General features: G+C 61.7%; 12 protein-coding genes and 1 pseudogene. 5 read left to right on the top strand and 8 right to left on the bottom strand.

Annotation, left to right across the window (positions count from 1 at the left end; all coding sequences use genetic code 11):
- Positions 1 to 1329 carry an MFS transporter gene (locus tag E5E96_RS15335; protein ID WP_011706603.1) on the top strand — a complete coding sequence of 443 codons (1329 nt, stop codon included), beginning with the start codon at positions 1 to 3 and terminating at the stop codon, positions 1327 to 1329.
- Positions 1330 to 1333: 4 nt separating this feature from the next.
- On the opposite strand, the pseudogene E5E96_RS15330 reads toward E5E96_RS15335, so the two are convergent.
- Positions 1334 to 2472, bottom strand: a pseudogene (locus E5E96_RS15330) (GGDEF domain-containing protein).
- 501 nt (positions 2473 to 2973) lie between these two features.
- Between E5E96_RS15330 and E5E96_RS15325 the strand changes: the two are divergent.
- The 3 genes from E5E96_RS15325 (at position 2974) to E5E96_RS15315 (ending at position 5539) form a co-directional block, all read left to right on the top strand.
- Entirely contained in the window at positions 2974 to 3762 is a 789-nt protein-coding gene (locus E5E96_RS15325) for a transporter substrate-binding domain-containing protein (RefSeq protein ID WP_016351298.1), read from the top strand.
- Between the two features lie 90 nt (positions 3763 to 3852).
- The gene (locus E5E96_RS15320; protein ID WP_041213497.1) at positions 3853 to 4812 is read left to right on the top strand and encodes an amino acid ABC transporter permease; all 960 of its coding nucleotides are present in this window, start codon (positions 3853 to 3855) and stop codon (positions 4810 to 4812) included.
- A complete protein-coding gene (locus E5E96_RS15315; protein WP_011706607.1) occupies positions 4796 to 5539 on the top strand; it encodes an amino acid ABC transporter ATP-binding protein in 744 nt (247 codons plus the stop codon). The genes E5E96_RS15320 and E5E96_RS15315 overlap by 17 nt, the downstream gene beginning before the upstream one ends.
- A 72-nt stretch (positions 5540 to 5611) precedes the next feature.
- Here E5E96_RS15315 and E5E96_RS22590 read toward each other — a convergent pair whose 3' ends face one another.
- The 3 genes from E5E96_RS22590 to E5E96_RS15305 form a co-directional block, all read right to left on the bottom strand.
- Positions 5612 to 5830, bottom strand: a complete 219-nt coding sequence (locus E5E96_RS22590) for a DUF2059 domain-containing protein (protein WP_253264645.1) — start codon at positions 5828 to 5830, stop codon at positions 5612 to 5614.
- Positions 5827 to 6072, bottom strand: coding sequence for a hypothetical protein (locus tag E5E96_RS22585; RefSeq protein WP_253264644.1), 246 nt, complete (start codon positions 6070 to 6072; stop codon positions 5827 to 5829). Before E5E96_RS22585 ends, E5E96_RS22590 begins: the two co-directional genes overlap by 4 nt.
- A gap of 249 nt (positions 6073 to 6321) precedes the next feature.
- Complete coding sequence (locus tag E5E96_RS15305) at positions 6322 to 7089, bottom strand: ABC transporter substrate-binding protein (protein ID WP_043119166.1); 768 nt, start codon at positions 7087 to 7089, stop codon at positions 6322 to 6324.
- Between the two features lie 229 nt (positions 7090 to 7318).
- On the opposite strand from E5E96_RS15305, the gene E5E96_RS15300 reads away from it, so the two are divergent.
- Entirely contained in the window at positions 7319 to 8158 is an 840-nt protein-coding gene (locus tag E5E96_RS15300; protein ID WP_171282518.1) for a sterol desaturase family protein, read from the top strand.
- 87 nt (positions 8159 to 8245) lie between these two features.
- On the opposite strand, the gene E5E96_RS15295 is transcribed toward E5E96_RS15300, so the two are convergent.
- From E5E96_RS15295 to E5E96_RS15280, 4 genes are all read right to left on the bottom strand, one after another.
- Positions 8246 to 9646: a basic amino acid/polyamine antiporter gene (locus tag E5E96_RS15295; protein ID WP_171282517.1), complete on the bottom strand. Its 1401-nt coding sequence runs from the start codon at positions 9644 to 9646 to the stop codon at positions 8246 to 8248.
- A 9-nt stretch (positions 9647 to 9655) separates the two neighbouring features.
- Positions 9656 to 10558: a homocysteine S-methyltransferase family protein gene (locus tag E5E96_RS15290; RefSeq protein ID WP_171282516.1), complete on the bottom strand. Its 903-nt coding sequence runs from the start codon at positions 10556 to 10558 to the stop codon at positions 9656 to 9658.
- 271 nt (positions 10559 to 10829) lie between these two features.
- On the bottom strand, positions 10830 to 11372 hold the full coding sequence (locus E5E96_RS15285; RefSeq protein WP_017409856.1) for a hypothetical protein: 543 nt from the start codon (positions 11370 to 11372) through the stop codon (positions 10830 to 10832).
- A gap of 19 nt (positions 11373 to 11391) precedes the next feature.
- Positions 11392 to 12711: a hemolysin family protein gene (locus tag E5E96_RS15280; RefSeq protein ID WP_011706614.1), complete on the bottom strand. Its 1320-nt coding sequence runs from the start codon at positions 12709 to 12711 to the stop codon at positions 11392 to 11394.
- Positions 12712 to 12854 lie beyond the last annotated feature (143 nt).

Genomic DNA, 12854 nt, shown 5'->3' with positions numbered 1-12854 from the left:
ATGCTCAGCTTCATGAGAAGCGCTCCGCCCCAGCCCCTCATCCGCGATCAGGCCGAGATCGACGCCTGTTATCGCCACTGGCGGCTACACATCCTGCTGACCATGTATCTGGGCTACGCGGTGTTCTACTTCACCCGCAAAAGCTTCAACTTCGCCATGCCGGACATGCTGGCCAGCGGCATGCTGAACAAGGCCGACATCGGCATGCTGTGGACCCTGTTCTACATCACCTACGGCTGCTCCAAGTTCTTCTCCGGCATCATCAGCGACCGCGCCAACCCGCGCTACTTCATGGGCCTCGGGCTGATGGCGACCGGAGTCATCAACATATTGTTCGGGCTCTCGTCGTCGCTGTGGCTGTTCGCCGCCCTCTGGGTGGCCAACGCCTTCTTCCAGGGCTGGGGCTGGCCTCCCTGCTCCAAGCTGCTCACCAGCTGGTACTCGCGCAGCGAGCGCGGCTTCTGGTGGTCGGCCTGGAACACGGCCCACAACGTGGGCGGCGCGCTCATTCCCCTCATCGTCAGCACCCTCGCCCTGCAGCACGGCTGGCGCTACGGCATGATAGTGCCCGGCCTTATCGCCATCCTGGCGGGATTGTTCCTCTGCTGGCGGCTACGCGATACCCCGGCCGCCATGGGGCTGCCCACGGTAGGCGAGTGGCGCAACGATGCCATGGAGCTGGCCCAGCAGACTCAGGATGCCGGCCTCTCCCATCGCCAGATCCTGCGCAAATACGTGCTCGGCAACCCCTATATCTGGCTGCTGGCCTGCTGCTACGTGCTGGTCTACGTGGTGCGCACCGCCATCAACGACTGGGGCAATCTCTACATGACCGAGCAGCGCGGCTTCAATCTGATGAGCGCCAACTCGGCCATCTCCATGTTCGAAGTGGGGGGCTTTATCGGTGCCCTGGTGGCGGGCTGGGGATCGGACAAGCTGTTCAACGGCAACCGCGGGCCGATGAACCTCATCTTCGCGGTGGGCATATTGCTGGCGGTGGGATCGCTCTGGCTGATGCCCTTCTTCAGCTACGTGATGCAGGCGGCCTGTTTCTTCACCATCGGTTTCTTCGTGTTCGGCCCCCAGATGCTGATCGGCATGGCGGCGGCCGAGTGCTCCCACAAGAATTCCGCGGGGGCCGCCACCGGCTTCGTCGGTCTGTTTGCCTACATGGGGGCGGCGCTCTCTGGTTATCCGCTCGCCAGGGTGCTGGAGATCTGGCACTGGCAAGGCTTCTTCGTGGTGATCTCGGTGGCCGCCGGCGTCTCCGCCCTGCTGCTGCTCCCCTTCCTCAAGGCGCAGGCGCCGCGCCCCCGCGACGCCGGTTGACCGGCTAGGCTTGTGCCAGCCGGCAGACCCGGTTCTTGCCCTCCCGCTTGGCCTGATAGAGGGCGCGATCCGCCTGGCTGAACAGGGTGTCGAAGTGCCAGCTGTGCTGGCAGCGCACCAGCCCCATGCTGACGGTGATGCCGATCCCGTGCATGTCCTGCGCCGCCAGAGAGCGAATGATCTGCTCGCAGCGCTGCTGCTGCGCCATTTCATCCTCCTGCGGCAGCAGCAACACAAACTCCTCGCCGCCAAAGCGACTGGCCACCAGCTCATGCTGAGCGCCGAGATAGGCCCCCACCGCGGCCAGCACCCTGTCGCCCATCTCATGACCATGGCGATCGTTGATCTGCTTGAAGTCATCGAGATCCAGCACCGCCAGGGCGCCGAACTCGGTCATCCGGCGCCGGGCCATCAGCTCCATGAAGCCGCGCCGGTTGAGCAGGCCGGTGAGCGGATCGTGGCTCGCCTGCTGGCGCAGGGCCAGTGCCCGGTACTGGGTGCAGAGCAGCAGCACCCCGAAGGTGGAGAGGTAGCTGCCCATCAGCATGGAGAGGAAGGGCAACACGTTGACACCGCTCTGATCCATCAAGACTCTGGCGTCCCCCTGCAGCAGAAATGCCATGCGCAGCAGGTTGAAGCCATAGAGCAGGATATTGACCACGGTGAACACCAGTACGGCGGGCAGATAGGCGGGATAGCCGTGCCGCCAGATGAGAAAGACGATCACCGCCCCCAGCACCATGTAGCTCAGGCAGGCCAGCAGCACCCGGGGGCCATCTGATCGTTGAAGGCAATGCTCCAGCTCAGGATCAGCACATAGATCAGCATGAACCAGCCGCTGGCAGACCAGCTGAGGGGCTGGCCGAAGAAACGCTGCAGCGCCAGCGGCATCAGGGCGATGCAGACGGTGATCAGCAGATTGGCCAGCCAGATCCCCGCCAGACTCGGCATGAAGGCCTGCAGGGTAAAGAGGCTCTGGGCCGCCAGTGCGAACAGACTGGACCACCACCAGTATCCGAGTCCGGGGATCTCCCTGTGGGTCGACCAGATGATGGAGAGGGTGATGAAGCCGAGGCTGTAGCCACCCAGCGCCATGATCATCAGGGTGAATACATCCAGCTTGAGCAGTATTGAGGCGTCCATACCAGTGCCACTAAACGAAGGTAACTGAGTATATTGGAAGCGCAAAACAAGACCCAGCGGTGTCTGACTAAATCCTCAATTAAAAACCATTTGGTGGGCGGCAATCGCACACACTAAATTCATTCGAATCTGTTTTTTGGCGCTTGGCGGCCAGGTGAGCAACAATTGACACTACTGATGGCGGACTGGCTTGTAACAAAATGTGCTGAATACATTTTTGGCTTGAACCCGCCTCATTAGATAGATATGTTGTTTTCGTGTGATTTTATGAGTGTCGCCACGGGGAAAAAGCGCCACTAACCTATTGAGTCATCTGGCACAATCGGAATTTGGTACATTTTTCACTCAGTCGGCAGCAAATAGAATCTCATATGGGGCTTTTGCCTCAATCAAGACAATAATCCTGTCTTGCCCTGTTGCCGGATGCAGCAGTCTCTTGTGCCACGGAGTCGCACGGGATCAGGTTCAAGGCCGAACACACTTTTGACAGAGACGTCACTTATGATCAAAAAACTCATTCTTTCTACCCTGCTGCTGTGCGGGCTGGCCAACGCCGCGCCCACTTCCACCCTGGATGCCGTGCTGGAGCGCGGCGTGCTGCGGGTCGGTTTCGACGCCGGCTATCAACCCTTCGAGATGACCAACAAGCAGGGCCAGTACATCGGCTTTGACGTGGATCTGGCCAAGATGGTCGCCAAGGAGATGGGCGTGAAGGTCGAGTTCGTCAACACCGCCTGGGATGGCATCATTCCGGCCCTCTTGACCGACAAGTTCGACGTCATCATGGGCGGCATGACCGTCACCCCCCAGCGCAACCTGCGCGTCAACTTTGCCGACCCCTACATCGTGGTCGGGCAGACCATCGTCCTGCGCAAGGACAAGGCCGGCGAGATCAAATCCTTCACCGACCTCAACGATCCCAAGTACAAGATCGCGGTCAAGCTCGGTACCACCGGCGAGCAGGCGGTCAAGCGTCTGATCCCGAAAGCCACCCTGCTGCAGTTTGAAACTCAGGATGACGCCAAGCTGGAAGTGATCAACGGCAAGGTCGACGCCTTCGTCTACGACCTGCCCTACAACGCCATCTTCGCCACCCAGAACAAGGGCGCCGTGGTGCACCTCGACAAGCCGTTCACCTTCGAACCGCTGGCCTGGGCCATCCGCAAGGGTGACCAAGACACCCTCAACTGGTTCAACAACTACCTGCGCCAAATCAAGGGCGACGGCAGCTACGACCGCCTCTACCAGAAGTGGTTCGAGTCCACCGCCTGGCTGAACCAGCTCAAGTAACCTCGCAAGGGGCGGCCCGCCGCCCCTTCACGCAGATCCCCACACAATAACTACAACGAGGTTGCGACAGTGCACAACCCAACAAGACAGATGGAAAAACAACCCAATCAACTGCTCTGGCACGGGATCTTCCTGCTGATCGTGCTGGCCGCCATCTTTGGCATCTACAAGGCCGTGCAATCGGTGGATTACACCTGGCGCTGGGAGCGGATCCCCCAGTACATCGCCTATCAGGCGGAACAGAAAAACTACGCCGAATTTGACGGTACCGTGGTCGCCGGCACCACCGAGGCCGACAAGGGCAAGCTGTTTTTGCAAAACGATCTCGATCCCAACCAGCGCCAAGCCATCGCCATCAGCGGCGGCCAGGTAGCGGAAGGGGACACCGTCTTTCGCGGCGACACCCTCGACACCCAGCTGAGCTGGACTGCCGGCCCCATCGCCTGGGGCGTCTGGGTCACGGTCAAACTCTCGCTGGTGGCAGGCATCTTCGCCATCCTGCTCGGCACCCTAGCCGGGCTGGCCCGACTCTCCCCCAACCCCGCCCTGCGCAACCTGGCGGTTACCTACGTGGAGCTCATCCGTGGCACCCCGCTGCTGGTGCAGATTTTCATCGTCTACTTCTTCATCGGCACCGTGCTGAACCTAGACCGGTTCACCGCCGGGGTGGCGGCACTGGCGGTCTTTACCGGCGCCTACGTGGCGGAAATCGTCCGTGCCGGCATCAGTTCCATCCACAAGGGGCAGATGGAAGCGGGCAGAAGCCTCGGCATGACCTCGGCCCAGACCATGCGCTACGTCATCCTGCCGCAGGCGTTCAAGCGGGTGCTACCACCGCTGGCAGGCCAATTCATCAACCTTATCAAGGACTCCTCGCTGGTCTCTGTCATCTCCATCACCGATCTCACCAAGGCAGGGCGCGAGGTGGTGAGCTCCACCTTCAGCCCGTTCGAGGTGTGGTTCACCGTGGCCCTGCTCTATCTGGTGCTGACTGGCACTCTCTCCTTCCTGGTGCGTCGTCTGGAGGTGAAATATGCGCGCAGCAACTGATCCCATTATCAAGGCCAGCGGTGTAGAGAAGTTCTACGGCACCGAAGTGCACGCCCTCAAGAACGTCAGTACCCAGGTCGCCGAGGGGGAAGTGGTGGTGATCGTCGGCCCCAGCGGCTCCGGCAAGTCCACCTTCCTGCGCACCCTCAACCAGCTGGAGACGATCAACGACGGCAATATCGTGGTGGATGGCATCAGCCTGACCGAGCCGGGGGACGTCAACAAATTGCGGGAAGAGGTGGGCATGGTGTTCCAGTCTTTCAACCTCTTCCCCCATCTGAACGTGCTGGACAACATCTGCCTCGCCCCGCAGAAGGTGCGCGGGCTGTCGCGTCGCGATGCCGAAGACAGAGCCAAGGCCCTGCTGCTCAAAGTCGGCTTGTCGGCCAAGGCCGAAAGCTACCCCTCCCAGCTCTCCGGCGGCCAGCAGCAGCGGGTGGCCATCGCCCGGGCGCTCGCCATGCAGCCGCGCATCATGCTGTTTGACGAGCCCACCAGCGCGCTCGACCCCGAGATGGTGGGCGAGGTGCTGGACGTGATGAAGGGACTGGCCCGCGAAGGGATGACCATGGTGGTGGTTACCCATGAAATGGGCTTTGCCCGCGAGGTGGCAGATCGCGTGCTCTTTATGGAGAGCGGCGAACTGCTGGTAGACGAGAAGCCGACGGACTTTTTCGACAATCCCCCCTCCCCGCGCCTGCGCCAGTTCCTGAGCCAGGTGCTGTAATAGCGCCGGCGATAAAAAACAGAAGAGGGAGCCCATGGCTCCCTCTTTTCGTTGATGCCCTGCCGACCATATCTATTTTGTCGCGTTGCGTTTTGCTTCATCCAGCATGGCTTGCAGTGCCGGCATGTTGCGCTCGGCCAGAGATTGGCCCACCAGCGAGCTCTCCTGAAAGATGGCCGGCATGGTATCCAGGGATTTCTTCCCGACCGGACTCTGATAAAAGGCGATCAGCGCCTTGAGCTCAGCCTCGGTGAAATGCTTGCGATAGATAGCGGCCACTTCGGTACTCATGGCCCCCAGGAGAGGTAACGGCTCACCCAGGCTTCCAGTACATCGCGGTGCTGGGCCAACTCCTGTGCATGTTCACCGGCGCCCCGGATGATCAGCGGGATCATCTGTGCCTGCATCTGGGCCTGCAGCTGCTCCGCCTGCTGCTCGCTGTTGAGCAGGTTGACTAGTTCCTGAGCGGGATCGGCCCACACACTGCCACTCCACACCAGGGCGATGACAACCCCTCTTTTCACCCACTGCATAATCACCTCACTAATCATATAAAAACAACAGGTTACATTGATTTATCAAACAGACCAGTCGCCAGATGGTGGTGATGAATGCAAGGTCTATGATGGTCACCCGGATCTGTGTCGGCGACCCCTGTGGTACAACCTTGCCCGCTGCCGTGACCGGTGACCCACCAAAAACAGCAGAGGGACTCTCAGTCCCTCTGCTGTTGGCCGAAACCCTGTGTTTATCGGCTGAATCTGACTGGCTCCCTTATCAGTTCAGCGCGGGGACTTTCCCAGATAACGCTCCACTATGGTTCGGATCCCGTCCCGCTTCTTGAGCTCGTAGAGCCGCTTGTCGAACTGCTCGGCAAAGTCCTCCTTGAAGTCGAACTCCCCCTTGCGGCTGTAGCCGAGAAACCCCTGCTCCTTGCTGAGCACCGGCCCCTGCTTGAGCTGAGACATGTCGGCCACCGCCAGCTGATTGCCCTTGATCATGTTGAGCAACTCATAGAGCAGGGAGAGGCGGTCGTTGACGGTACAGTCCACCCGGCCGCGCACTATCTTGAGCAGGTTCTCCCGGTTGCTCTTCACCTCCTCCAACCCGATCTTCTGCTGCTGGACCGCCTGCCAGAAGGGGGCACCACCTATGGTGAAACCGGCATTCATGCCAAAGCGCAGCCCGTAGTAGTCGACCGGGAACTGCGCCTGCGGGGTATTGACCGCCACCCCGGCGCCGCACATCACCACCAGCTCCTCGTCGAGCAGGGGTTGGGAGTAGGGCCACATCCAGGGACGGCTGTCGGGTTGGTAGTAGGGTGGAAAGATGGCGAAGGCACTGCCCTGTTCCACCATGCTGAGACCCCGCCGCCAGGGCATGGCCTTGAGCACCACCTCGTACTCATCCATGGAGGCCGTCACGCTGCGCACTATGTCGGCATAGATCCCCTTCACCTCCTCCCCCTCCTGCCAGGAGTAGGGCGGATAGTTGGCATCGGCCAGGATCTCGACCCGGGTCTTGGCCTGCGCCAGCAGGCAGACTCCCATCAACAAACAACACCACAGCCGCATCATCTGCCACTCCAGAGGTAGAAAACCTCATCAAGCATAGTCACTGCGCCATGGCTCAGAGGGCCATCACGCCCTTTCATGGCCATGCATTTGCGAACTCCTGCCGCCAGCATCAGATGGCGACGTCCATCGGGTGAAAATTGTTAATGAAAGATTAAATTCATCCTTTATGCTGGAGAGCAATTGCTCTGACTGGATACCCGACATGGATGTGCAACTGATCCTGCTCTACCTCTCGCCCCTCTTTCTGGCCTTCATCGGCTGGGAGATGCTCTACCTGCGCAAACATGGCGCCGCCTATCCCACCGCCGGCTACCAGTGGAAGGATCTCTTCGCCAACGCCACCCTGGCGCTGATGCATCAGGGGGGCGACGCGCTGACGGCCATCGCCATCGCCTATCTCTACGACGCCCTCTGGGGCTGGCGGCTGCTGGATATCGATCTCAACCTCTGGACCCTGTTGCTGCTTTTTCTGTTGCAGGATCTCTGCTACTGGCTGTTCCACTTCGCCAGCCACCACGTGCGCTGGTTGTGGGCCTCCCACGTGGTGCACCACAGCTCGGAGCGACTCAACCTCTCCACCGCCTTTCGCCAGAGCCTGATGTACCCGGTCTCCGGCATGTGGCTGTTCTGGATCCCGATGATCCTCATCGGCTTCCCGCCCGAGGCGGTGGTGGCCACCGTGCTGCTCAGCCTGGGTTTTCAGTTCTTCGTCCACACCCAGGTGGTGGGCAAGCTCGGCAGGCTGGAGTGGGTTTTCAACACCCCCTCCCACCACAGGGTGCACCACGCCAGCAACGCCAAATACATAGATCGCAACTTCGCCGGCGTGCTCATTATCTGGGACAGGCTGTTTGGCACCTTCGTGGAAGAGGACCCTGCCGAGCCGTGTCGCTTCGGCATCACCAAGCCCATCCACAGCTTCAACCCGCTCACCCTCACCTTCCACGAGTGGCGCGACATGCTGCAAGAGGCCCGCGGCCTGCCCTGGCGGCAAAAGCTCGCGGTGCTGTTTGGCAAACCCGCCGGCCCCGCCAGCCGCTAAGTCCTTGCCGCAGCAAAACAAGTCCGCATTGCAGACAAAATGAGAGCGCCCCCTTGGGCGCTCTCTTGCATTGGATCACCACCTCACTCAGACGTGGGCAAAAGACCAGATGGCGGGGATCAGGCTCAGCAGCGTCACCCCGGCCAGCAGCCGTTCTCGCCCGCTGAGTCGCAGTTCGGCCCCCAGCTGGCGGCGGCTGTAGAGAAACAGCAGCAGACCCGGCCCGTAGAGCAGCAAGGAGAGCAGCAGGTACTCCACCCCGGCGGCATAGAGCAGCCAGAGGCCGTAACCGCTCGATACCAGCGCTACCGCCCGCATCAGGCCATTGCCCTCCCCACGCAAGGAGAGCTTGAGCAGGAACAGACCGATCAACAGGTAGGGCACCAGGATCATCGAGGTGGAGATGAGCAGCAGGTTGGTGTAACCCTTGCCGAGCAGCCACACCAGCAGCAGACAGCCCTGCACCGTCAGGCTGGTGAGCCACAGCGATGCGATGGGGGTGCCGTTGCGGTTCTGGCGCCGGAAGATGGCCGGGAAGGCGCCGTGGCGCGCCGCGCTGAACGGCACCTCGGCCGAGAACAGGGTCCAGCTCACGTAGGAGGCCAGCACCGAGACGATGAGGCCGACGCTGATGAGCAGCTTGCCCCAGGAGCCGGTCATCTGCGCCATCAACCCCGCCATGGAGGGGTTGGGCAGGGCCGCGAGCTCGGGGCGGCTCAGGATCCCGAGCGCCAACACCGAGATGAGCACATAGAGCAGCAGCGCCAGCACCACTCCGAGCACGGTGGCGGTGCCCACGTCCCGCTTGTGTCTGGCCCGGGCCGACAGCACCGCTGCCCCTTCGATGCCGGTGAAGACCCAGAGGGTGATCAGCATGGTGTTGCGCACCTGCTCGGAGACCGGTACCGCCAGGGTGCTGCCCTGCTGATCCGCCGCGAAGGTGACCGGATCGAACCAGTAGCAGGCGAACAGGATGAACAGCAGCAGCGGCAGGCTCTTGGCCAGGGTCGCCACCAGATTGAACAGGGCCGCCTGCTGTACGCCGCGGGCCACCAGCAGGTGCACCGCCCAGAGGATGCAGGACTCGCCGATGAAGGCCGCCAGGGTGTTGCCCTCGCCAAACCAGACCTGTCCCGGGGTGTCGACGAAGCTGCCCAGCGCCGCGAAGGCGATCACCAGATAGCCTACCACGCCGATGGTGGCGCAGAGCCAATAGCCCCAGGCGGAGAAGAAACCCACCAGATCGCCGAAACCGGCGCGGGCATAGCTGTAGATGCCGCCATCGAGATCCGGCCTTAATCGCGACAGATACAGAAAACTCATGGCCAGCGCCAGGATGCCCACCCCGGTCATCCCCCAGCCGATCAGCACGGCGCGGGCGCCTGCCACCTCGGCCATGTTCTGCGGCAGACTGAAGATCCCCGCCCCCACCATGGAGCTGAACACCAGCGCGGTGAGGGACCAGAGCCCGATCTTGCTCTCTTTCATGGGCTCTCCTTAGCGCAGCCGACTGCTCAGTGCCTGGATATGCTCCGGCCCGATGCCGCAGCAACCGCCGATAAGGTTTGCCCCGGCAGCGCGCCAGCGCTCGGCCCAGCCAAGGTAATCCAGCGGTCCCAGATCGGTGCGGATCTCGTCCAGCCCGTCGTTGGCGGTCGCCTCCTTGGGCTGGGGCGGGAAGGCGTTGGCATAGGCGCCGAGCCGGATGTCGCTGCGACCCTGCTCTTGCAAAGCGGCACCGGCCACCCTGAGCGCCTCTTCGATCACCTCGGGCTGACAGCAGTTGAACAGGATGGCGTCCACCCCGGCCGATGCCAGCGCGGTAACCGCATCGGCCACTCGCTCGCCGGAGCGCAGGGTCGGCTCACTGCCCGGCGCCTCGTCTTCCAGGGTGAAGGAGACCCAGAACGGCTTGCCATCCTCGGGCAGCAGGGCCCGGATAGCCAGCGGCTCGGCGATGAGGCTCATGGTCTCCGCCAGCCAGAGATCCACGTGGGGGGAGAGCGCCCGAATAAGCGGGGTCGCCAGCTCGCTCGCCCGGCCCGCATCGAACAGGTCGGCGCGATAGGAACCAAACAGCGGCGGCAAGGAGCCGGCCACCTGCACGCGACCCGGCTGCTCGTCAGCCACCTCGCGGGCCAGCTGGCCGGCCAGCGCCGCCAGCCCTTCCCCCTCTGCCACAAAACGCGCATCACCAATATGAAACGGCACCAGCGCATAGCTGTTGGTGGTGATGACCCGGGCCCCGCTCGCCACATAGGCCTGATGCACCTCGCGCACCGTCTCGGGGGCCTCCATCAGGGCCAGCGCCGACCACTCCGGCTGGCGAAACGGCGCGCCCCGCCGTGCCAGCTCGCGTCCCATGCCACCATCCAGTACCCACAAATCCTTTGTATCCATCTCTGTCTCTCTGCGTGTCCCCGTCGTGACGGGTATTTATTGTGTTGAACCAAAAAAAAAGCCATCAAAACATCTAGACGGCTAGAATGCCTTTTCATCATGACCCAAAGTAGAACAAGAGGCAATCGGGTGCTACGAACAAATCTGAACAAGCTCAGGGAGATAGCGGCAAAGGAAGGGAGGTATGACTGTTGAAGGCTCAACACCAGGATGAGAAACGACAAGAGGCCACCCGAAGGTGGCCTCTTGTGGCGACAGGTACACTGGCGGCTCAACGCCCGGCCAGTACCCGCTTGGTCTGTTTGACCCAGTCGGACACTCGACCCTGCTGGGGATATCCCTGCCAGATCTGCTCCCACTGGGCGGGGCTGAGCGGGCGGCCCAACCGGCGCTGCACCCCGGCATAGAGGTAGTCGTGAGCCGTGGTGCGTGCCTGGGCGGAGGTAAGGAACTTGGCCACCGGATCGGTCAGGCGCACGTCCCGCATGCCGAGCAGCGGGTAGTCGCTGTGCACCGCCGCCAGCATGGTCTCGCGCATGGCCGATTCGATGTAGCCGCGGGCAAACAGGGCGGTCACCGACTCGAGCGATCCTTGATCCGGGCCGTGATACTCCTCGTCGAACACCGGACTCGGCTCCGCCACGGCGCTTTGCACCACCGCATCGGGATCCTGCTGCGGCACGACCACGGCCGCCTTGGGGGCAACCGGTTTGGCGACTGTGGTGGCCTTGCGCGGTGCGCTCTGGCTGCAGGCACCCAGTGCCAGGGCGAGCGCCACACAGGCCAGCGCACGGGAATGAGACTGCATCTTCATGATTGCTAACTAGCTCCTTTTACGATTCCTGAGCGGGTTTCTCGGCCGGCGTGGGCTCAACCCGGGTGACCAGCAGCTGGTCAATCTTGTAGCTGTCGATGTCCACCACTTCGAACTTGTAACCGGCGTATTTGACCGAGTCGGTTCGCTTGGGGATCTTGCGCAGCATGTACATGATGAAGCCGGCGATGGTTTCATAATTCTGGTTTTCCGGGAACTCCTCGATGTCGAAGGCGCGCATCACGTCGGAGATGGGGGTCACCCCGTCCACCAGCCAGGAGTTCTCGTCCCGCTGCACGATCTGCTCTTCCACCACGTGGGTGGCCCACTCGCCCATCACGGTGCTCATCAGGTCGTTCATGGTGACGATCCCCACCACCAGGGCGTACTCGTTCATCACTACGGCAAAGTCGCCACGATGGTTCTTGAAATACTCCATCGCCTCATAGAGGTTGAGGGTGTCGGGGATGATGATGACGTTCTGCACCAGCGAGCCGCTGTTGAGATCGATGCTCTGGCCGCTGATGACACGGATCAGCAGCTCCTTGGAGTCGACGAAGCCCTTGATGCTGTCGAGGTTGTGGTCACACACCAGGAACTTGTTGTGGGGGTGTTCGGCGATCTTGGCCTTGATGCTCTCCTCGCCCTCTTGCAGGGTGAAGTAGATGAGACTCTCTCGCGCGGTCATGGCGGAGGTGACGCCGAGGGACTGCAGCTCAAACACGTTCTCGATGAGCTGGTGCTCCTCACGCTGGATGACGCCAGCTTCGGCGCCTGCATCCATCACCGCATAGATGTCGTCGGAGGTGATCTCGTCGTTGCGCACCATGGAGATGCGCAGCAGGCGGAACAGGCCGTTGGCCATGCCGTTGAACAGCCACACCAGCGGCATCAGCAGGGTGACGCACAGCAGCATGGGGCGCACCACCACCACGGCGATCCGCTCCGGCATGGTCATGGCGAGGCGCTTGGGCATCAGATCGGCGATCAGGATGAACATGCCGGTGACGAACACGAAGGAGGCTGCCGAGCTGATCTCGCCAAGCCAGGGCCCCTGATAGAACTCGGAGATGAACTCCTTGATAGCCGGGTTCAGGGCAGACTCGCCCAGGATACCGCCCAGGATGGCGACGGTGTTGAGCCCGATCTGCACCACGGTAAAGAAGTTGCCCGGCTGGGCCTGCAGTGCCAGTACCTTTTCGGCATGGCGGTTGCCCTCATCGGCCATCACCTGCAACTTGATCTTGCGGGAGGCGGCGAGGGAGATCTCGGAGAGAGAGAAGAACACGCTGCCGGCGACCAGCAGCATCAGGAAAAATAAACTATCGGCAAAACTCATGATTAACCTATTGCAACAGCCGCCTTAGCACAAGACGGCAAACTGGGTCCGGGGGGCCGGACCGTGAGTCAATCCGGGACTCACACAGGGGGCATATTCTAGCAGAAAAGCGCCAAGCGGGTGGCGATATCTTGCGCTGACTG

The sequence above is a fragment of the Aeromonas sp. 1805 genome (genome assembly GCF_013085525.1).
Taxonomy (GTDB): domain Bacteria; phylum Pseudomonadota; class Gammaproteobacteria; order Enterobacterales; family Aeromonadaceae; genus Aeromonas; species Aeromonas hydrophila.
This window is presented reverse-complemented; position numbering and strand designations above follow the sequence as displayed.